Annotated in this window: 20 protein-coding genes; 11 read left to right on the top strand and 9 right to left on the bottom strand. The window is 59.3% G+C overall.

Features of this window, described 5'->3' with window-relative positions; genetic code table 11:
• Window positions 1-107: 107 nt before the first annotated feature.
• Window positions 108-548, bottom strand: a complete 441-nt coding sequence (locus tag J0G10_RS23900; protein WP_093430448.1) for a PACE efflux transporter — start codon at window positions 546-548, stop codon at window positions 108-110.
• Between the two features lie 121 nt (window positions 549-669).
• On the opposite strand from J0G10_RS23900, the gene J0G10_RS23895 reads away from it, so the two are divergent.
• On the top strand, window positions 670-1,542 hold the full coding sequence (locus tag J0G10_RS23895; protein ID WP_220556882.1) for a LysR family transcriptional regulator: 873 nt from the start codon (window positions 670-672) through the stop codon (window positions 1,540-1,542).
• Window positions 1,543-1,583: 41 nt separating this feature from the next.
• Here the strand turns inward: J0G10_RS23895 and gntR are convergent, their stop codons facing one another.
• Complete coding sequence (gntR, locus tag J0G10_RS23890; protein ID WP_220556881.1) at window positions 1,584-2,615, bottom strand: HTH-type transcriptional regulator GntR; 1,032 nt, start codon at window positions 2,613-2,615, stop codon at window positions 1,584-1,586.
• Between the two features lie 216 nt (window positions 2,616-2,831).
• Here gntR and J0G10_RS23885 point away from each other — a divergent pair, with 216 nt between their 5' ends.
• Together J0G10_RS23885 and J0G10_RS23880 are read left to right on the top strand one after the other, a co-directional pair.
• Entirely contained in the window at window positions 2,832-3,365 is a 534-nt protein-coding gene (locus tag J0G10_RS23885) for a gluconokinase (RefSeq protein ID WP_095048167.1), read from the top strand.
• Window positions 3,366-3,447: 82 nt separating this feature from the next.
• On the top strand, window positions 3,448-4,803 hold the full coding sequence (locus tag J0G10_RS23880) for a GntP family permease (protein WP_220556880.1): 1,356 nt from the start codon (window positions 3,448-3,450) through the stop codon (window positions 4,801-4,803).
• Window positions 4,804-4,899: 96 nt separating this feature from the next.
• On the opposite strand, the gene alaC is transcribed toward J0G10_RS23880, so the two are convergent.
• Complete coding sequence (alaC, locus tag J0G10_RS23875; RefSeq protein ID WP_053122962.1) at window positions 4,900-6,108, bottom strand: alanine transaminase; 1,209 nt, start codon at window positions 6,106-6,108, stop codon at window positions 4,900-4,902.
• Window positions 6,109-6,247: 139 nt separating this feature from the next.
• Between alaC and J0G10_RS23870 the strand changes: the two genes are divergently transcribed.
• From J0G10_RS23870 to J0G10_RS23860, 3 genes are all read left to right on the top strand, one after another.
• A complete protein-coding gene (locus tag J0G10_RS23870; RefSeq protein ID WP_095048165.1) occupies window positions 6,248-6,910 on the top strand; it encodes a LysE family translocator in 663 nt (220 codons plus the stop codon).
• Window positions 6,911-6,978: 68 nt separating this feature from the next.
• The gene (locus J0G10_RS23865) at window positions 6,979-7,473 is read left to right on the top strand and encodes a GyrI-like domain-containing protein (RefSeq protein ID WP_095048164.1); all 495 of its coding nucleotides are present in this window, start codon (window positions 6,979-6,981) and stop codon (window positions 7,471-7,473) included.
• 324 nt (window positions 7,474-7,797) lie between these two features.
• Window positions 7,798-8,286, top strand: a complete 489-nt coding sequence (locus J0G10_RS23860) for a GNAT family N-acetyltransferase (RefSeq protein ID WP_220556879.1) — start codon at window positions 7,798-7,800, stop codon at window positions 8,284-8,286.
• A 118-nt stretch (window positions 8,287-8,404) separates the two neighbouring features.
• Here J0G10_RS23860 and J0G10_RS23855 read toward each other — a convergent pair whose 3' ends face one another.
• Entirely contained in the window at window positions 8,405-9,010 is a 606-nt protein-coding gene (locus J0G10_RS23855; protein ID WP_220556878.1) for a pyridoxamine 5'-phosphate oxidase family protein, read from the bottom strand.
• 18 nt (window positions 9,011-9,028) lie between these two features.
• A complete protein-coding gene (locus J0G10_RS23850; protein ID WP_095048161.1) occupies window positions 9,029-9,514 on the bottom strand; it encodes a GNAT family N-acetyltransferase in 486 nt (161 codons plus the stop codon).
• A gap of 141 nt (window positions 9,515-9,655) precedes the next feature.
• Here J0G10_RS23850 and J0G10_RS23845 point away from each other — a divergent pair, with 141 nt between their 5' ends.
• Genes J0G10_RS23845 through J0G10_RS23835 form a run of 3 tightly spaced genes read left to right on the top strand, consistent with a single transcriptional unit; the run spans window position 9,656 to window position 11,730 of the window.
• Window positions 9,656-10,081, top strand: coding sequence for a YybH family protein (locus J0G10_RS23845; protein ID WP_095126173.1), 426 nt, complete (start codon window positions 9,656-9,658; stop codon window positions 10,079-10,081).
• 40 nt (window positions 10,082-10,121) lie between these two features.
• Window positions 10,122-10,466, top strand: a complete 345-nt coding sequence (locus J0G10_RS23840) for a YciI family protein (RefSeq protein WP_095048159.1) — start codon at window positions 10,122-10,124, stop codon at window positions 10,464-10,466.
• Entirely contained in the window at window positions 10,459-11,730 is a 1,272-nt protein-coding gene (locus J0G10_RS23835) for an RNA polymerase sigma factor (RefSeq protein ID WP_220556877.1), read from the top strand. The genes J0G10_RS23840 and J0G10_RS23835 overlap by 8 nt, the downstream gene beginning before the upstream one ends.
• Window positions 11,731-11,771: 41 nt before the next feature.
• Here J0G10_RS23835 and J0G10_RS23830 read toward each other — a convergent pair whose 3' ends face one another.
• A complete protein-coding gene (locus J0G10_RS23830; protein ID WP_220556876.1) occupies window positions 11,772-12,626 on the bottom strand; it encodes a LysR family transcriptional regulator in 855 nt (284 codons plus the stop codon).
• A gap of 89 nt (window positions 12,627-12,715) precedes the next feature.
• On the opposite strand from J0G10_RS23830, the gene J0G10_RS23825 reads away from it, so the two are divergent.
• Window positions 12,716-13,153, top strand: coding sequence for a multidrug/biocide efflux PACE transporter (locus J0G10_RS23825; protein WP_095126172.1), 438 nt, complete (start codon window positions 12,716-12,718; stop codon window positions 13,151-13,153).
• 120 nt (window positions 13,154-13,273) lie between these two features.
• On the opposite strand, the gene J0G10_RS23820 is transcribed toward J0G10_RS23825, so the two are convergent.
• Window positions 13,274-14,032 (bottom strand): SDR family NAD(P)-dependent oxidoreductase, encoded by a 759-nt coding sequence (locus J0G10_RS23820; RefSeq protein ID WP_220556875.1) that lies wholly within the window; start codon window positions 14,030-14,032, stop codon window positions 13,274-13,276.
• Window positions 14,033-14,157: 125 nt separating this feature from the next.
• Between J0G10_RS23820 and J0G10_RS23815 the strand changes: the two genes are divergently transcribed.
• Window positions 14,158-15,054, top strand: a complete 897-nt coding sequence (locus J0G10_RS23815) for a LysR family transcriptional regulator (RefSeq protein WP_220556874.1) — start codon at window positions 14,158-14,160, stop codon at window positions 15,052-15,054.
• Window positions 15,055-15,174: 120 nt separating this feature from the next.
• Here the strand turns inward: J0G10_RS23815 and J0G10_RS23810 are convergent, their stop codons facing one another.
• Window positions 15,175-16,788, bottom strand: coding sequence for an inorganic phosphate transporter (locus tag J0G10_RS23810; RefSeq protein WP_220556873.1), 1,614 nt, complete (start codon window positions 16,786-16,788; stop codon window positions 15,175-15,177).
• 224 nt (window positions 16,789-17,012) lie between these two features.
• Entirely contained in the window at window positions 17,013-18,035 is a 1,023-nt protein-coding gene (locus J0G10_RS23805) for a transporter (protein WP_007917764.1), read from the bottom strand.
• Window positions 18,036-18,268: the final 233 nt, after the last annotated feature.

Raw genomic sequence — 18,268 nt, 5'->3', positions numbered from 1 at the left:
TTGATGGAAAAGCTTAGCCTGCTATCGGAGTTCACGGATTGTGAATATCGGCGGATTAAACAGATAAACCGCTGAATTCTCGCAATATCTGCTTACGAATTAACGATTTATGCCGCAGCCGCCGAATCTGGTAGCGCCGAGGCTGGCAGCCCGAAAATCCGGTCAAACAGCCAATTGAAGGCAAACGTGTAGCAGGGGATGAAAATGATCAGCGCCAGATCGAGCAGAAACGCCTGCACCAGACTGATGTTCATCCACCAGGCAATCAACGGAATCAGGAACACGATCAGCGTCAGTTGAAAGCCCACCGCGTGAGCGATACGGCGTTTCACTGTGCGCGTGCGCGATACCTGGCGACTTTCCCAGCGCTCGAACAGCGAGGTGTAAATGAAATTCCAGGTCACGGCGATGGTGGTGATGATCACCGCCAGTGGCCCGGTGCTGCCCGGTGAGGTGCCGGACAATAACGCCAGACCGAGGGCGGAGAAAGTCATGCCGATCACTTCGTAGAGCGACACGTAGACCAGTTTGCGTTTGACGCCTTGCATGGGGAGTTGCCTCTTTCTTGCCGTTTGTCGCCAGCGGGACTGGCGAAGGCGGCGAAAGATAGCTTCAATAGGGCTGACAGAAAAAGTCAGTAGCTTTCAGTTTTGTTGATAGGTGTGCAAATTGAATTTCAACAGTGACAGCATCGAGCTGTTTCTTGCCGTAATCGAACGCGGCTCGTTTTCGGCGGCGGCGCGTGCGTTGGGCAAAGTCCCGTCGGCCGTAAGTATGGGGATCGGCAACCTTGAGGCGGAACTCGGTTATCTGCTGTTCGACCGCAGCCATCGCGAACCGCAACCCACGGCGATGGCGCTGTCGCTGGTGCCACACGCGCGGCTGATTGCCGAGCAACTCAAGCAGTTGCAAGTGCATGCGGTGGAACTGTCGTTGGGGCTGGAGAGCAAGTTGTCGATCGGCGTAGTCGCGGACATCGACCGGCGCCGTTTGCTGGCGGCGATCAAGGTGATCGCCGAGCACCATCCGTTGCTCGATATCGAAGTGCTGACCGCACCGCAGGACGACGTGTTGGCGATGCTGCACAGCGGCCGCGTCAGCCTGTGCCTGGCGTTCGCCGGATTGAGCATGAATGTGCTGGAGCGTTTTCAGTTTGTCGGCAGCGAACGGATGATCGCCACCCTGGCGGCGGACAGTCCGTTGTTGCAGGGGCAGGATCTGTTTCTTGAGGATCTGGTGCATGTACGGCAAATCATCGTCGCCAGTCGTGACTTGCCGATCAGTGAAACGCGGCCGTTGGTGGCGGAGTCGTATTGGCGCACCGATAGCCTTGAGACGGCGATGGAAATGGTCGAGGCGGGATTGGGCTGGGGCAATTTTCCGTTGTCGGTGGTGCAGTCGCGGATCGAATCCGGGCGACTGAAACGGCTGAATTTCCGCAACATCGAAAACGGACTGGTGATGCCGGTGCATGCGGTGTGGCTCAAGAGCCAGCCATTGCAGAAGGGCGCGCATGCCCTCGTCGAATTGTTGGGCGGTTGATCGTTCCCACGCAGAGCGTGGGAACGATCGGTTACCTGTTGTCAGGTACTTTCGCGAATCTTCAGTTCAAAGCCCATGTCTTCCACCGGACGCGCCACGCTGTTACCCGCCATCAACGTCAGCATCTGCTCCGCCGCGCGCCGGCCGATCGCTTCACGCGGGGTGTTGATGCTGCTCAGGCGCGGCACCATGTGCTCTGACATCGGCAAATCGTTGAAGCCCAAAATCGCCACCTGCTCGGGAATCTTGATGCCGTGACGCAGCGCTTCCAGTAACGCACCCTGCGCCAGGTCGTCGTTGCCAAAGAAGATCGCATCAACGTCCGGATGCGCCGCGAGCAATTGCAAAAACAACTCCCCGCCCAAGCCCACCGATGAAGAACGAGGCGTCAGTACTTCCAGATCCGGGTCGTAACGCCCGGCCTTTTGCAACGCTTTGCGAAAGCCTTCACCGCGCAACAACGTGCGCTGATCAAGTTGCGCACCGATGTAAGCCAGACGCATGCGCCCACGTGAGAGCAAATGCTCGGCCGCCGTTTCACCGGCACTGAGCTGCGAGAAGCCGACGCAATTCACCCCGGCAGCGCTGTCCAGTTCCATCATGTACACGCAGGGAATATTGCTCGCCTCGATCATCCGTCGTGAACTTTCCGTGCGATCAAACCCGGTCAGCAAAAATCCACGCGGCTGATAGGCCATGTAGTTGCGCAGCAGGTTTTCTTCTTCATCGCGTGAATAGTGGAAGTTGCCGATCAGCACTTCGAAGCCTTTGGGCGTGAGCACCCGATGAATGGCTTCCAGCGTATCGATGAACAGAAGGTTGGACAGTGAAGGCACTAATACCACGACCGAATGGCTCTGCGCCGAGGCCAATGCGCGGGCGGCAGGGTTGACCACGTAGTTGAGTTCGAGCGCGGCTTTCTGGACTTTTTCCACAAGGTCAGTGGCCACGGTGCTGACACCGCGCAAGGCCCGGGAGGCGGTAATCGGGCTGACACCGGCCAGGCGGGCAACTTCATTCAGGGTGGGACGGCCGGTGGTGCGGGTATTTTTATCGTTTTTAGGGGAGGTCATCGGGCGGCTTGCCAAACAAAAATCAAGGCACTAAGGTAGCGCTGTCCTGATGCAGCTGTAAATGCGTAAGCGAGGTCCTGCCTGATCTTCGCTTTTTGGCGTTGGGAACAAACCTGCTGCAACCCAAAAAAACGACAAGAAGGCGTCGGCAACTTCTGCCTGTGCACTAGAGTCATAGCTAGCAAAGGTAGCGCTGTCTGCGCGCTGAGGTGTTATATGAGTCATCCCATCACCGCCCTGGTCATCATGGGCGTTGCCGGTTGCGGCAAGACGTGCGTCAGCGAGGCCCTGTGCCAATTGAGCGGCGCCACTGCCATTGAAGGCGATACTTTCCATCCGGCCGCGAACATCGAAAAGATGAGCGCGGGGATCCCCCTGAACGACGACGACCGTGCCGGCTGGCTCGACAGCCTGTGCGATGAACTGCGTCGCGTCGACGCGCTGGGCAAACGCCCGGTGCTGACTTGCTCGGCCCTTAAACACAGTTATCGCGAAGTGTTGCGCAGCGCCTTGCCGGGCCTGGGTTTCGTGTTTCTTGAATTGACCCCTGAAGTTGCCGCTGAACGTGTGTCCCACCGTCCGGGCCACTTTATGCCCGCGACGTTGATCGAAAGCCAGTTCGCCACCCTCGAATCGCCGAAGGGTGAGCCGTTGACGTTGGCGTTGAATGCTTCGATCCACAGCGTTGAAGAGCTGGCGTCCCAGGCTCACGTCTGGTGGCAGGCCCACGGTCTGAAGCAGGCGGTATGAGTGTGTTGAAAGAGATAGCGCTGTCCTTCCGACTTCTGTTTAACCCGCTTTAATAACAACAACAATCCAGGAGACACCCCCAATGTTTGGCATGTCCCACGACGCCTACCTGCTGCTCGATGCAGTGGTCACGGTAATCGGCCTGATTATCCTGATCACCAAATTCAAGATTCACCCGTTCATTTCCCTGACCATCGCCGCCGCGTTCCTCGGCCTGACGTCGGGCATGCCGATCGGCACCATCATCAAAGCGTTCCAGGACGGCTTCGGTGGCGTGCTCGGTTTTGTCGGCATCATCCTTGCGCTGGGCACCATGCTCGGCAAAATGATGGCCGAATCGGGCGGGGCGGATCAGATCGCCCAGACCCTGATCCGTGCGTTCGGTAAAGACAAAGTCCAGTGGGCGATGATGTTCGCCGCGTTTCTGGTGGGTATCCCGCTGTTCTTCGAAATCGGCTTCGTGCTGCTGATTCCGTTGGTGTTCATCGTTGCGCGCCGCACCGGCGTGTCGATCATCAAGATCGGTATCCCGCTGCTCGCCGGTCTGTCCGCCGTGCACGGTCTGGTGCCACCGCACCCGGGCCCGCTGCTGGCCATCGGCGTGTTTGGCGCTGACATCGGCAAGACCATTCTCTACGGTCTGATCGTTGCGCTACCGACCGCGATCATTGCTGGTCCGATCTTCGGTACGTTCATCGCCAAGCACATTCCGGGTCACCCGAATCAGGAACTGGTCGATCAACTGGCCCGCGAAAATGACGACTCGACCACGCTGCCGAGCTTCAGCATCACCCTGATCACCGTGCTGCTGCCGGTGTTCCTGATGCTGCTGAAAACCTTCGCTGACGTGGCGCTGCCGGACGGTCACTTCTTCCGCACCTGGATGGACATGATCGGTCACCCGATCTCGGCACTGCTGCTGGCGTTGCTGCTGTCGCTGTACACCTTCGGGCACAAGCAGGGCATCGGTTCGCAGCAAATGCTCAAGTGGCTCGACTCGAGCCTGGCGCCAACCGCCGCGATCATTCTGATCATCGGTGCCGGCGGTGGCTTCAAGCAGATGCTGGTCACCAGCGGTGTGGGCGACGTGATTGGCCACATGGCGGTCAGCGCGCAGATCTCGCCGATCCTGTTGGCGTGGCTGGTGGCGGCGGTGATCCGTATCGCGACCGGTTCGGCGACTGTGGCGACCATCACGGGCGCGGGCATTGTCGTGCCGGTGGTGGGGATGATCCCGGGCGTTAACCGTGAGTTGCTGGTGCTGGCCACCGGCGCCGGTTCGCTGATCCTGTCCCACGTGAACGACGCCGGTTTCTGGTTGGTGAAGCAGTACTTCAACATGACCGTGGCCGAGACGTTCAAGACCTGGACGGCGATGGAAACCATCCTCTCCATCGTCGCGTTGGGCTTTATCCTGCTGTTGTCGCTGTTCGTTTAAGCGGCTTCACGCAGACACAAAAAAACCGCAGCGATGCGGTTTTTTTGTGGGTGATCGTTCCCACGCGGAGCGTGGGAACGATCAGAGGTGGGTCAGTTATTTGGTAACTAACCCATCCGCCCGGAACATCCCGCGAATCCCGCGCACCGCCTGACGAATCCGGTCCTGGTTTTCGATCAGCGCAAAGCGCACATGATCGTCGCCATACTCACCAAACCCCACCCCCGGCGAGACGCAGACCTTGGCCTCGGCCAGCAGTTTCTTGGCAAACTCCAACGAACCCAGATGCGCGTAGGCCTCAGGGATCTTCGCCCAGACGTACATCGACGCCTTCGGATTCTCAACCATCCAGCCCAGTTCATGCAGGCCTTTGACCAGCACGTTGCGGCGCTGGCGATACTGCTCGGCGATGTCGCGCACACACTGCTGATCGCCTTCCAGCGCGGCAATCGCCGCCACTTGCAGCGGGGTGAAGGTGCCGTAGTCGTGGTAGCTCTTGATCCGCGCCAGAGCGTTGACCAGTTCCGGGTTACCGACCATGAAACCGATGCGCCAGCCGGCCATGTTGTAGCTCTTGGACAGGGTGAAGAACTCCACCGCAATGTCCTTGGCGCCTGGCACCTGCATGATCGACGGGGCTTTCCAGCCGTCGTAGACGATGTCGGCGTAAGCCAGATCGTGAATCACCAGCACGTCGTACTGCTTGGCGAGGGCGATCACCCGTTCGAAGAAATCCAGTTCCACGCACTGTGCGGTCGGATTCGATGGGAAGCCGAGGATCATCATTTTCGGTTTCGGAATCGAACCGCGAATGGCCCGTTCCAGTTCGTCGAAGAAGTCCACGCCTGGCACCAGCGGCACCGAACGCACCTGGGCACCGGCAATCACCGCACCGTAGATGTGAATCGGGTAGCTCGGGTTTGGCACCAATACGGTGTCGCCCTGATCCAGGGTCGCCAGCATCAAATGCGCCAGGCCTTCCTTGGAACCGATGGTGACGATGGCTTCGCTTTCCGGGTCGATGTCGACCTCGTAGCGTTGCTTGTACCAGTTGGAAATCGCCCGGCGCAGACGCGGAATACCCTTGGATGTGGAGTAACCATGGGTGTCTTCGCGTTGGGCAACCTGGACGAGTTTTTCGACAATATGCGGCGGCGTGGCGCCGTCGGGGTTGCCCATGCTCAAGTCGATGATGTCTTCACCACGACGCCTGGCAGCCATTTTCAGCTCGGCGGTGATGTTGAAAACATAAGGGGGGAGTCGATCTATGCGCGCAAAGCGGCGCGGCGAACCTTGTTCAGCCATTGTTGCCTCGGATAACGTAAGCGCCCGGAACCGTCCGAGCGACGCTGGTCACTGCGGTGACCTGTGGCGGAAGATAAGGTCAGTGATGGCATACTGTCCAGCCCGTTTGTAAACAATTTTGTCCCAAGGAAATCGGTAGATGGAATTCACCAGCGGCTTCTTGCTGAGCCTTTCGCTGTGCCTGGATATCGGCGTGGCCAACATCGCCATGATCACCCTGGCGATGCAGCGCGGTTACTTTCAGGGCTTTGCGCTGGGCCTCGGCACCTGTGTTGGCGACCTGGTTTATGCGGTTCTGGCGCTGGCCGGGATGACCGTTTTGCTGCAATACGAGACCGTGCGTTGGGTTTTGTGGATTGGTGGTTCGGCGCTGCTGATCTACTTTGCGGCGAAGATGATTTACTCGGCGATCCATCACGAAGCGCTGCTGGCCGAGACGGCGGAAGTGGGGCAGAACTCCCATCGCAAAGAGTTCTTCCGGGGGATATTTCTCGCCATGTCGTCGCCGAGCGCGATTCTCTGGTTCGCGGCGGTGGGCGGCACCTTGATTGCGCGTTCCGGTGGTGGCGGTCCTTTGAGTTCGGCGCTGTTCCTCGGTGGGTTCCTCTGCGCCGGACTGCTGTGGTCCGCCGGTTTGTGCTTCGCTGCGAGCCATGGCGGCAAGCTCTTGGGCGATAAGCTATTACGCTATTCCTACATGGCATCTGCAGCGATCTTCTGCTATTTCGCGGTGTACGTGATCGTATCTGGCTACAACGAATTTGTCGGTTCGGGCGCCGTCGAGCAGTTGCACGCGCTGTAACCGTGCGATTTGGATCGGGCTTTCTATACTCCCAGCCGAACCCCTTTTTTTGTTCCAGGAGTCGAGTCATGGATGAGCAAAAACGCGTCGAAGTGGCTGAACCTCGCTTCGAACATGGACACTTCTTGCTGATTGCAGGTTTTCGCGGTCGATTTACCCAAGACACAGCCAAAGACATCCCGGCGCTGTGGGAAAAGTTCTTGCCGCACCTGGGAAAGATCCAGGGGCAAAAGAACGAAGTGACCTACGGTGTCTGCAGCAATTTCGACGGCAAGGGCGGCTTCGATTACATCGCCGGGGTGGAAATCAGTAAGCTCGATGACCTCGACCAGAAGGTCTACCAGTGGGTCGAAGTGCTGCCTCGCCAGTACGCAGTATTCGAGCACAAAGGACCGCTCGAGCAATTGCCACAAACCCTGCAATACATCTACAAGACCTGGTTGCCGACCTCTCATTACGTGGAGCTCAACGCCCCGGAGCTGGAGCGTTACAGCGCGGATTTCAATCCGAAGCTGCACACCGGCAAACTGGAAATCTGCGTGCCGGTCGATACCAAGGCCTGAGCCGACAAGCATGAGGCGGATCAATGATCCGCCTCATGGTTTTCAACCCCGCTTGCCTTTGCCCAACCGTCGCGCCCGCAACAGGTCGATGCCCAGAGTGATAAAGCCGAACGTACTGATGCCCAACACCATCAACAGGCCGATTTCAACGCTGCTCATAAGCGGTTTCCCCCAAGGGTAGTCAGAGACACACCTGAGAAATAGCCCGCCGCGAACCCGAAGAAAAGCACTTATACGCAGGCTTTACGCCGCCCTTGCGCATCGATATGCAGGCCTTATTCCTTTATGCTTTCGGCACTTTCTTCTGCCGATTTCCGAGCCGCCATGAACACCGTTATCCGCAACGTCACCGCCGCCGACCTGGACCGCTGCTACGCCATCGAAACCGTTGCCTACGAAGGTGACGAAGCGGCCACCCGCGAGAAGATCGCCACGCGCATTGCCACCTGGCCGGAAGGTTTTGTCGTTGCCGAGGTGGACGGTGAGGTCGCAGGCTTCGTCAACTCCGGCGCGGCGTTTGATGTGCAGATGTCGGACGAGGCGTTTAAGGAGCTGATCGGCCACGACCCGAAAGGGCCGAACGTGGTGATCATGTCCGTGGTGGTGCACCCGGATTATCAAGGGCAGGGGCTGGCCAAGCGCTTGATGGGCGAGTTCATCGAGCGCATGCGCGGGATGGACAAGGCGACCATTCATTTGATGTGCAAAGAAATACACATCCCGCTGTATGCAGGCTTTGGCTTCGCTTACATCAAACCGTCTGAGTCCGATCACGGCGGCATGGCGTGGCACGAGATGATCCTCACACTCTAAAGCCAGCCCGATCTCCACTGTAGGAGCTGCCGAAGGCTGCGATCTTTTGATCTTGATTTTTAACAGCAAGGTCAAAAGATCGCAGCCTTCGGCAGCTCCTACAAGGGATCGAGTTGTGTCAGTAGAGGGTGTCGGTTACGCGTTTCGGCGCTTCACGGTCGTAGGTTTCGGCGTCGAACTGGCCGTCATTCAGGCGTTTGTGAAACGCGCCGGCGGAGGGCAGAGCCGAGCGCGGCAGATGCGTTTCAGGATTCCACGCATCCGAGCGTACAAACGCTTTGGAACAATGAAAGAACGCCGCTTCCACCGTCACCAGCAACACCGTTTTCGCCGGTTTGCCGTTCACCGCAAAGCTTTCCAGCAACTGCGGATCAGCGCTGATCGTCGCCGTACCATTGACCCGCAACGTCTCGCCAATCCCCGGAATAATGAACAACAACGACAGCCGCGAATCGTGCAGCACATTGCGCAAGGTATCGATGCGGTTGTTACCTGGGCGATCGGGCAACGCCAGCGTGCGTTCGTCAATGATCCGCACAAACCCGGCTTTGTCACCGCGCGGCGAATTATCCAGGCCATCGGTGCCCACCGAGCTGACAATCACCAGCGGCGACAGGCGCACCATTGCTTGATAATCCTCGTTGAGAAAACCGATCTGCTTGCGCAGCGCTCGTTCATGCGGCAGTCCGTAAATCGCTTCCAGTGCTTCGATTGAGTCGATCATCGTGCTTCCCTCGATGACTTAGAAAAACAGGCCCATGCGCCGTTCGTAACCGATCCGGCCCTTGTACGCTTCGCCGCTGTCGACGTAGCCGTGCTTGGCGTACAGCGCGATGGCCGCGTCGTTATCCGCATCCACCGACAATTCCAGCCCCTTGATCTCCGGCCACGCCTGACGTGCAACTTCGGGCAACGCTTGCAGACACGCCTTGCCGTAACCCTTGCCCTGAGCGCGACGATCGACCTGCAACGCATGCAGGGTGGCGCTGTGTTCATCGGCCCAAGCCGGCAACACCGGCGGGCGCTTGAGCAACAGAAACGCCACCGGCACGTCATCCGCCAGCAGCGCAAAACCCTTCACCCCGGGGCCGGGTTTCGACAGCAGGGTGTGCAAAGCACCGTGGATATCACCGGAGAACTTGATCTGCTCGGCATGGATTTCAATCGCCTCGACTTGCTCACGCTGCAAGGCGTTCAGGTTGTCGTACGGCACGAGTTGGGCTGACACGGGAATTTCCTTTTTCCTACAAAGATGAGGCTCGGATTCTAGCGATTTTGTCTTCTGCGGAAATTTTTTGTTTCGCCTGTCGATCTGCCCGTTCGCCGAACGACTAAGGGTGTCTTCACAACAAAAACCACGGAGAACAGCATGAGCGCACAAACCGATATCCAGACCCTGATCAACACCTACCGCGAAGCCGTCATGAAAAAGGACGTGGAGAAAGTCATGGCGCTGTACGCCGACGACATCGTCTCTTTCGACGCGATCAAGGCCCTGCAATTCAAGGGTAAAGCCGCCTACCGCGCGCACTGGGTCGAGTGCATGGAAATGTGCCCCGGCCCGCACATTTTCGAGTTCCACGAAATCGCCATCGAAAGTGCTGACAACATCGCTTTCGCCCACTGGGTGGCCAACTGCGGCGGCACCAATGACAAGGGCGAAACCCAGAGCTGCTGGATGCGCGTCACCGCTTGCTATCGGCAGGTTGGCGGGGCGTGGAAAATCGCCCACGAACACTGGTCGGCGCCGTTTGATCCGATGAGCGGTGCGACGCTGTTCGATGTGACCCCCTGATCTTCAGCCATAGTTGAACCGTCCGATTCAGGAGAACGCCATGAAGTATTTATGCCTGGTCTACAGCGATGAACGCCTGCTGCATTCATCGCCCGACAGCCCGGAGGACGCCGAGTGCTGGGCCTACGCCGAGTCGATCCAGGGCAGCGGGCGGATGGTTGCCGCCGAGGCGCTGGAGTCGGTGCAGACCGCCACCACGGTGCGTATGCGCAACGGCAAACTGTCGATCACCGACGGCCCGTTCGCCGAAACCAAGGAGCAATTGGCCGGTTTCTACCTGATCGACGCCAAGGACCTCAACGAAGCGATTCAGGTTGCCGGCGATATTCCGGCCGCGCGGGTGGGCAGCGTTGAAGTACGACCGGTGCGGCAATTGAATGTCTGAGGTCAAGGCGCGGGTCGAGCGGGTCTACCGCGAAGAATCGCGGCGGATCCTGGCGACGCTGATTCGCTTGCTGGGTGATTTCGACCTCGCCGAAGAAGCCTTGCACGAGGCGTTCTTCGTCGCGGTCGAACGCTGGCAGCGCGACGGCGTGCCGGACAACCCGCGCACCTGGCTGGTGTCTACCGGGCGCTTCAAGGCAATTGATGTGTTGCGCCGCCGCGCGCGGTTCAAGGCCTCGCAGCCATTGTTGTTGGCGCAGCTGGAAGAACTGGAACAGGCGGACTGGAGCGGTGAAGACGTGGAAGACGATCGTCTGCGGCTGATTTTCACTTGTTGTCACCCGGCGCTGGCGGCGGATGCGCAAGTGCCGCTGACGTTGCGCGAAGTCTGCGACCTGACCACCGAGGAAATCGCCCGCGCCTTTCTCTCCGCGCCGGCAGCGATTGCCCAGCGCATCGTGCGCGCCAAAGCGAAGATTCGTGACGCGAAAATTCCCTATCAAGTACCGAGCCTGAGCGAACTGCCCGAGCGCCTCGATAGCGTGTTGCGGGTGATTTATCTGGTGTTCAACGAAGGGTATTCGGCGTCGTGCGGGGCCGAGTTGATCCGTGAAGATCTGACCCGCGAGGCGATACGGCTTGGCCGACTGTTGATGGAATTGCTACCGGAGCCGGAGGTGATGGGGCTGCTGGCGATGATGCTGTTGCACGAGTCGCGACGGTCGGCGCGCACTTCGCCGAGTGGTGAACTGGTGCTGCTGGATGATCAGGATCGATCTCAGTGGGATGCCGGGCTGATTGCTGAAGGTAGTGCGCTGGTTGAGCGTGCGCTGACGACACGGCGGTTTGGGCCATACTGTTTGCAGGCGGCGATTGCGGCGGTTCATGCTGAGGCGCCGTCGGCGGGGGAGACGGATTGGGAGCAGATCGTTGGTTTGTATGACGTGCTGTTGCGTGCGATGCCTTCGCCGGTGATCGAGTTGAACCGGGCGGTGGCGGTGGCCAAGCGGGATGGGGCGCTGAACGGTTTGAATCTGATTGAAGGGATTTTGGGTCGCGGCGAGTTGCAGGATTACCACTTGGCGCATTCGGCGCGGGCGGAGTTTTGTCGGCAGTTGGGTAGGGTGGAAGAAGCGCGGGCTGCGTATATGCGGGCCTTGGAGCTGACCCGGCAAGAGCCGGAGCGGCGTTTTATCGAAGGGCGGCTCATGGCGCTGGAATGGCCCTCACCCCAGCCCTCTCCCTCCGGGAGAGGGCTGGGGTGAGGGGCTTTTGACTTCAGGCTTGCCAGCGATTGGCAGCGCCGCTATTCCAGCATCTTGCTCAACAACCAGCTCCCCGCCGGCCCCGGCGGATACAGCCGCGACCACAACGCATCGACAAACACCGGCTTAGGCCAGCCGCGCACCTTCAACTCCACCAGCAAATCATTGCCAAAACGCTGCGCCAGCCAACGCGGCAACGGCGCCCAGCCAAAACCTTTTTCGGCCATTTCCAGCAACATCAGATAACTCGGCGCCGACCACACCCGACCTTTGCCGCGACTGTCGTAAGGATTGACGATAGTCGCCAGGCGCAATTCACGGTGTTGTTCCAGGGTGTGTTGATCAACGAGATCAAGCTTGGCCAGCGCGTGATCGCGATTGACGAACAGGGCGATTTCCGTGCGCTCGGCCACCGTCGAGGTCGCCAGGTCCGGTGGGTAGTTCTCTTGCATTTCGGCGAAGGCCAGATGCGCACGACCGCGCTGCACCAGTTCGATCAGGTCATCGCATTCGGCGATCAGGCATTCCAGCTCCAGATCCGGATAACGCTGCTCAAACCCGACCAGCGCCGCTTCAAAACGGTCCGACTGATAAGTGTCGGAAATCGCCACGGTCAGCTTCGGCTCGACGCCTTGGGACAACTGCCGCGCAGTCATTTCCAGACGACTGCTGGCCGCCAGAATCGCCTCAGCGCGTTGCAGCATCACATGCCCGGCCGGGGTCAGCGCCGGTTTGCGGCTGCTGCGATCGAACAACTGCAGATCCAGATCGATCTCAAGGCTGGCCACCGCCGCGCTGATCGTCGACTGACTGCGCCCCAGTTTGCGCGCCGCTGCCGAAAACGAGCCTTGGGTCGCCGCCTGGACAAATGCCAACAGCACTTCCTGCGAGATCATCAACTATCGCCTTGATCGATGGTTATTGGTTATGAAGTATCGGTATCAAGATAGATCATGGCAACCATCTTCACTCAAGGAGTCAGGCCATGACTGCCCACAAATCCATCTCTGAACGTATTTTCCAGGCCATCGGTTTCGAACTGCTGGCGATTCTGATCTGCACCCCGTTGCTGGCGTGGATCATGCAAAAACCGATGCTTGAAATGGGCGCGGTGACGGTGTTGATCGCCCTGTTGGCGCTGGGCTGGAACGTGGTGTTCAACCGCTTCTTCGATCGTCTGCTGGCGCGTATGAACGTTGCGCACAATGCCTGGGTACGGGTGGTGCACGCGTTGCTGTTCGAAGGTGGTTTGATCGTGATGGGTGTGCCACTGATTGCTTGGTGGTTGTCGGTCAGCCTGTGGCAGGCGTTTTTGCTCGACATCGGCGTGTTGCTGTTCTTTCTGCCGTACACTTACGTGTATCACTGGGGCTACGACGTACTGCGCGAACGCTTCATGACCCGTAACGCTTGCCAAGGCTAGCACCACCCCCGTGTAGGAGCTGCCGAAGGCTGCGATCTTTTGCTGTTGATTTTTAAGGGCAACATCAAAAGATCGCAGCCTTCGACAGCTCCTATAGGGGGCAAGTGTTTTCAGCGTTGGTTAGAGGAACATGCCGCCAGATGCCTCGACCCGCTGACCATTGATCCACTGCGCACCGGGCGACAGCAACAACGCCAACGCCCCGCCAATATCATCCGGCTGCCCGGCCCGGCCCAGCGCGGTGTTGTCGGCGACCATCGCATTCACCGCCGCATTGTCGCGCACGGCACCACCACCGAAGTCAGTTTCGATGGCCCCCGGCGCGAGAATGTTTACACCAATCTGCCGCGCACCCAGCTCTTTGGCCTGATAACGGGTCAGCACTTCCATTGCCCCTTTCATCGCCGCATAAGCGCCGTAACCCGGCAAGCTGAAACGGGTCAGGCCGCTGGAAATATTGATGATCCGGCCGCCGTCGTTGATCAGGGGTAGCAATTGCTGGGTCAGGAAGAACGGCCCTTTCAACTGAATATTCATCAGCAGATCGAACTGCTCCGGCGTGATTTCGGCGAACAGCGCGTGCACGCCGATCCCGGCATTGTTGATCAGGAAATCAAAGCGCTGACGTTTGAAGGTTTCCTGCAACGCGTGCTCAACCTGCGCACCGAAACCGGCAAAACTCTCGCTGCGGCTGACATCCAGTTGCAGCATCACGGCTTTGCCGCCGAATTTTTCCAGTTCAAGCACCAGCGCTTGGGCCTCATCGGCGCGACTGTTGTAGGTGCCGATGATGTCGATGCCTTGAGCGGCGAGGTGCAGGGCGGCGTTTTTTCCCAGGCCACGACTGGCGCCGGTGATCAATGCGATTTTGCGGTCCATGGTTTTTCCTCGATTGCCGTGAGTGATCAGGTGATGGATCAAAGTTTATTTGTCCGTCCTATGGTGATAAACAGACTGAAACCGGAATCACTGATCGGTTAAACCGAACAATCAATAGGTGGCCCATGAACAAACTGGAACTGCTGCGCACCTTCGTCCGGGTCAGCGAACTGTCGAGTTTTACCCTCGCGGGCGAGAGCCTTGGCTTGCCGCGCTCGACCGTGTCCGAACATGTGCAAGCGCTGGAAACCCTGCTCGGCACGCGTCTGCTGCAACGCACCACGCGCAAGGTGCAGGCGACGCAGGACGGCCTGGTGTTGTACGAGCGCAGCAAGGATCTGCTCTCGCACATGGACGAGATCGAGGGCTTGTTCCGCCAGGACGAGGCGTCGCTGACCGGGCGCATTCGGGTGGACATGCCGAACATTCTCGCGCGGCGTCTGATCATGCCGCGCCTGCCGCAGTTCATAGAGCGTCACCCGAACCTGGAACTGGAAATCAGCAGCACCGATCGCCGGGTTGATCTGCTCAGCGAAGGCTTCGATTGCGTGGTGCGCATCGGCGCGCAACCGGATCAGTCGGTGGTCGCGAGGCACCTCGGCGACTTCCAGATGGTCAACTGCGCCAGCCCCGCGTACCTCGAGCGCTACGGCGTGCCGCAAACCCTGGAAGATCTCGCGCAGCATCGGCTGGTGCATTACGTCGGCGTATTGGGTTCGCGTTCGGAAGGTTTTGTGTACGAGGAGGGCGGTCAGGTTAAACGCTTGCCGATGGCTGGCAGCATTACGGTCAACAGCACTGACGCTTACGAGTCGGCGTGCCTGGGCGGTTTTGGTCTGACGCAGGTGCCGCGCACCGGTATGCAGCCGCATCTGGAAAACGGCGAACTGGTGACCGTATTGCCGCAATTCACCGCGCCGGCGATGGGGATTTCATTGCTCTATGCCAGGCAGCGACACTTACCTTTGCGAGTGCGCGTGTTCATGGATTGGCTTGGCGATCTGATTCGCTCCGCGCTCTGAACCTGAACACCAAAACTGTAGGAGTGAGCCTGCTCGCGATAGCGGTGTGTCAGTTTAATCAATGTTGACTGACACACCGCTATCGCGAGCAGGCTCACTCCTACAGGGGATCTTCGTCGGTCAGAAGATCTGGGTGAACAGCCAGTACAGGCTGCCTGACAGCAGGATGGCGGCGGGCAGTGTCAGCACCCACGCCATCAACAGATTGCGGATGGTCTTCATCTGCAACCCGCCACCGTTGGCGACCATGGTCCCGGCCACCCCCGAAGACAACACATGGGTCGTCGAAACGGGCAAACCAAACATGTCCGCCGCGCCAATGGTCAACATCGCCACGGTTTCCGCCGAGGCGCCCTGGGCATAGGTCAGGTGGGTCTTGCCGATCTTCTCGCCGACCGTCACCACAATCCGCTTCCAGCCGACCATGGTGCCCAGCCCCAGCGCGATGGCCACGGCGATCTTCACCCACAGCGGAATAAACCGCGTGGCGTTGTCGATCTGTTGCTTGAACAGTTGCAGCTTGCTGCTGGTGTCGGCGTCGAAATTGCCGACCTTGTTCTTGTCCATCAGGCGAATGCTTTCGCTGGCCAGGTACATGTCGTTACGCACGTTGCCCATGGCTTCGGCCGGGACTTTCGCCAGTGAACCGTAGCCTTTGACTTCTTCACCGATGTGCCCAGTGAGGGCGGCGAGGGCGGGGATCAGTTGCGGCGTGGCGTCCTTGCTGCGCACATAATCGGAGAGCACCGCACGCGGATCGGCGGGCGTCGGCAGCGGTGCACTTTTCACCAGCGCCTGCTGGGTGACTTGCGCCACGGCGGCAAACTGCAGCGATTGTTCTTCGGGCATGGTGCGGTTCAAGGCGTAGGCCATCGGCAATGTGCCGACCAGAATCAGCATGATCAGGCCCATGCCTTTCTGGCCGTCATTGGAGCCGTGGGCGAAGGACACGCCGGTGCAGGTCAGAATCAGCAAACCGCGAATCCACCACGGCGGCGGGGTGTTGCCTTTAGGGGCCTTGTACAGCGCGCGATTCTTCACGAACGCACGCAGCGCCAGCAGCAACAGCGCCGCGCAACCGAAACCTACCAGCGGCGAGAGCAGCAAGGCGTAACCAATCTTGGTCGCCTGCGCCCAATCGACACCGCTGGTGCCGTCACGGCCGTGCATCAAGGCGTTGGCCACGCCGACGCCGATGATCGAACCGATCAGCGTGTGCGAAGACGACGCTGGCAAACCCAGCCACCAGGTGCCGAGGTTCCACAGGATCGCCGCGATCAGCAGGGCGAAAATCATCGAGAAACCGGCAGACGAACCGACCTGCAGAATCAACTCCACCGGCAGCAACGCGATGATGCCGAACGCCACCGCGCCGCTCGAAAGCAACACGCCGAGAAAGTTGAAGAACCCCGACCAGACCACCGCGACATTCGGCGGCAACGAGTGGGTGTAGATCACCGTCGCGACGGCGTTGGCGGTGTCGTGGAAACCGTTGACGAACTCGAAACCCAGGGCAATCAGCAGCGCCACGCCGAGCAGCAGGAACGGCGTCCACGTGGTGACTACCGTGCCGAGTTCGTGCATGTCGTGCATCAGGCTGTAAGCGGTGAACAGCATTCCCATCGCCAACACGGCGAAAAAGATCACGTAGGTAAACGGGCCGGTTTTCTTGTCGAGGGCTGGCCTGCCACTGTGGGCGGACGCGGGGCTGGCGGTCAGGGAGGGAGTAGCCATGGCAGGACAATCCTGAGCGAGGGAAGGAATGTCGCCCATGATCGTTGCAGAATGTTACAGAGAGACTGCGCCATGTCAGTGTTTGGCTGATTAGCCCCACCGTCGGTCTTCTGCTCGTTCCCACGCTCTGCGTGGGAATGACGCCCGGGACGCTCCGCGTCCCTGTGACGCAGAGCGTCACTTGATGCATTACCACGCAGAGCGTGGGAACGAGCGTTCAGGCGTCAGTAATCCCCGCGTTTGCGAAACGCCCAGCGCCCGGCAATCACGGTAAACGTCGCCACCAGTGCAACCAAAATCCAGAACCCTTCCGGATCTTGCGACAACGGCACCCCACCCACATTCATCCCGAAAAAACCGGCAATGATGTTGATCGGCAGCGCCAGTACCGTCACCACGGTCAGGGTGAACAGCGTGCGGTTGCTCTGTTCGTTGAGGTTGGCGGCGATCTCTTCCTGCAACAGTTTGATCCGCTCGCCAAGGGCGGTGAGGTCGTTGATGATCAGCGCAAACTCCTCGGTGGATTTGCGCAACTCCTTGACGTCTTCCTTTTGCAACCAGGGCGGCGGCCGGTTGAGCAGACGCAGCAACGAGCCCGGCTCCAGCGCCAGCAGCCGTTGTAAACGCACCAACACGCGGCGATTGGCACCGAGTTCGGCACGGTTGGTCGACAGCCGGGAGGAGAGCAATTCGTCCTCGACCTGATCGACGCTCATGCTGGTCTTGCGCACAATCTGCGTTAGCACTTCACCCTGATCGCGCAGCAGATGCACGAGCAATTCCGATGGCGAACGAAAGCGCTCGCCGGCTTTCACCGACGAGCGCAATTTATCCACCGAGTGCAGCGGTTGCAGACGCGCACTGACGATCAGTTTGCTGCGCACACAGACCCACAGCGTCGACACGTCCGAGGAGACCATGCTGCTGAGGTTGAACACGACATCGTTGACCACCGCCAGCAACGCCGAGTCGACATGCTCGATGCGCGTCGACCGCGAGCCTTCATGCAACGCCTCGAAAAACTCTTCGGGCAATTGCAGATGACTTTTCATCCAGCGCTCGCACGCCGCGTGCGCCAGATTGAGGTGCAGCCAAAGAAATTCGCCACTGTCGCTGTCGTCCTGCAAACAGCGCAACGCCGTGGCGGAATCGACTTCGCGGCCACGTTCACCGGGCAGGAAGCGATAGCCGTAGAGCAGGCCAAACAGATCGGGATCGCGATGGCTGATATCGAGGCTGTGGTTCATGAAGGCTCGCTGCGAGGAGGGGGCGTCGGTGCGTAAATGGCAGGTTCACTGAGCCGCATCATCGCAATGTCACATGACGTTTATGTGACGGCAAAGTGACGTCAAATCAGCGACTTACCGATGGTCGGATTTTCTTCAAGAGGCGCTCTGGCGTGCCGATCACACTTGGGTTACGTTGCGCGCGCTTGGCCATGAGCAAAGGCGTGCCGACAGGGATGTCCGGCAAAATTTCA

The sequence above is a fragment of the Pseudomonas germanica genome (assembly GCF_019614655.1).
GTDB classification, from domain to species: Bacteria; Pseudomonadota; Gammaproteobacteria; order Pseudomonadales; family Pseudomonadaceae; genus Aquipseudomonas; species Aquipseudomonas neuropathica.
The sequence above is the reverse complement of the archived record's forward strand: the minus strand, read 5'-3'. Positions and strand labels throughout refer to the sequence as shown.

What these genes read in the sequence shown, in the direction of transcription:
- J0G10_RS23885 (WP_095048167.1), top strand. Translation starts at nt 2,832, where the DNA reads ATGAGTCATCCCATCACCGCCCTGGTCATCATGGGCGTTGCCGGTTGC.
- alaC (WP_053122962.1), bottom strand. Translation starts at nt 6,108, where the DNA reads ATGGCTGAACAAGGTTCGCCGCGCCGCTTTGCGCGCATAGATCGACTC.
- J0G10_RS23825 (WP_095126172.1), top strand. Translation starts at nt 12,716, where the DNA reads ATGACTGCCCACAAATCCATCTCTGAACGTATTTTCCAGGCCATCGGT.
- J0G10_RS23845 (WP_095126173.1), top strand. Translation starts at nt 9,656, where the DNA reads ATGAGCGCACAAACCGATATCCAGACCCTGATCAACACCTACCGCGAA.
- J0G10_RS23830 (WP_220556876.1), bottom strand. Translation starts at nt 12,626, where the DNA reads ATGATCTCGCAGGAAGTGCTGTTGGCATTTGTCCAGGCGGCGACCCAA.
- J0G10_RS23810 (WP_220556873.1), bottom strand. Translation starts at nt 16,788, where the DNA reads ATGGCTACTCCCTCCCTGACCGCCAGCCCCGCGTCCGCCCACAGTGGC.
- J0G10_RS23865 (WP_095048164.1), top strand. Translation starts at nt 6,979, where the DNA reads ATGGATGAGCAAAAACGCGTCGAAGTGGCTGAACCTCGCTTCGAACAT.
- gntR (WP_220556881.1), bottom strand. Translation starts at nt 2,615, where the DNA reads ATGACCTCCCCTAAAAACGATAAAAATACCCGCACCACCGGCCGTCCC.
- J0G10_RS23815 (WP_220556874.1), top strand. Translation starts at nt 14,158, where the DNA reads ATGAACAAACTGGAACTGCTGCGCACCTTCGTCCGGGTCAGCGAACTG.
- J0G10_RS23860 (WP_220556879.1), top strand. Translation starts at nt 7,798, where the DNA reads ATGAACACCGTTATCCGCAACGTCACCGCCGCCGACCTGGACCGCTGC.
- J0G10_RS23840 (WP_095048159.1), top strand. Translation starts at nt 10,122, where the DNA reads ATGAAGTATTTATGCCTGGTCTACAGCGATGAACGCCTGCTGCATTCA.
- J0G10_RS23880 (WP_220556880.1), top strand. Translation starts at nt 3,448, where the DNA reads ATGTTTGGCATGTCCCACGACGCCTACCTGCTGCTCGATGCAGTGGTC.
- J0G10_RS23870 (WP_095048165.1), top strand. Translation starts at nt 6,248, where the DNA reads ATGGAATTCACCAGCGGCTTCTTGCTGAGCCTTTCGCTGTGCCTGGAT.
- J0G10_RS23900 (WP_093430448.1), bottom strand. Translation starts at nt 548, where the DNA reads ATGCAAGGCGTCAAACGCAAACTGGTCTACGTGTCGCTCTACGAAGTG.
- J0G10_RS23835 (WP_220556877.1), top strand. Translation starts at nt 10,459, where the DNA reads ATGTCTGAGGTCAAGGCGCGGGTCGAGCGGGTCTACCGCGAAGAATCG.
- J0G10_RS23805 (WP_007917764.1), bottom strand. Translation starts at nt 18,035, where the DNA reads ATGAACCACAGCCTCGATATCAGCCATCGCGATCCCGATCTGTTTGGC.
- J0G10_RS23855 (WP_220556878.1), bottom strand. Translation starts at nt 9,010, where the DNA reads ATGATCGACTCAATCGAAGCACTGGAAGCGATTTACGGACTGCCGCAT.
- J0G10_RS23820 (WP_220556875.1), bottom strand. Translation starts at nt 14,032, where the DNA reads ATGGACCGCAAAATCGCATTGATCACCGGCGCCAGTCGTGGCCTGGGA.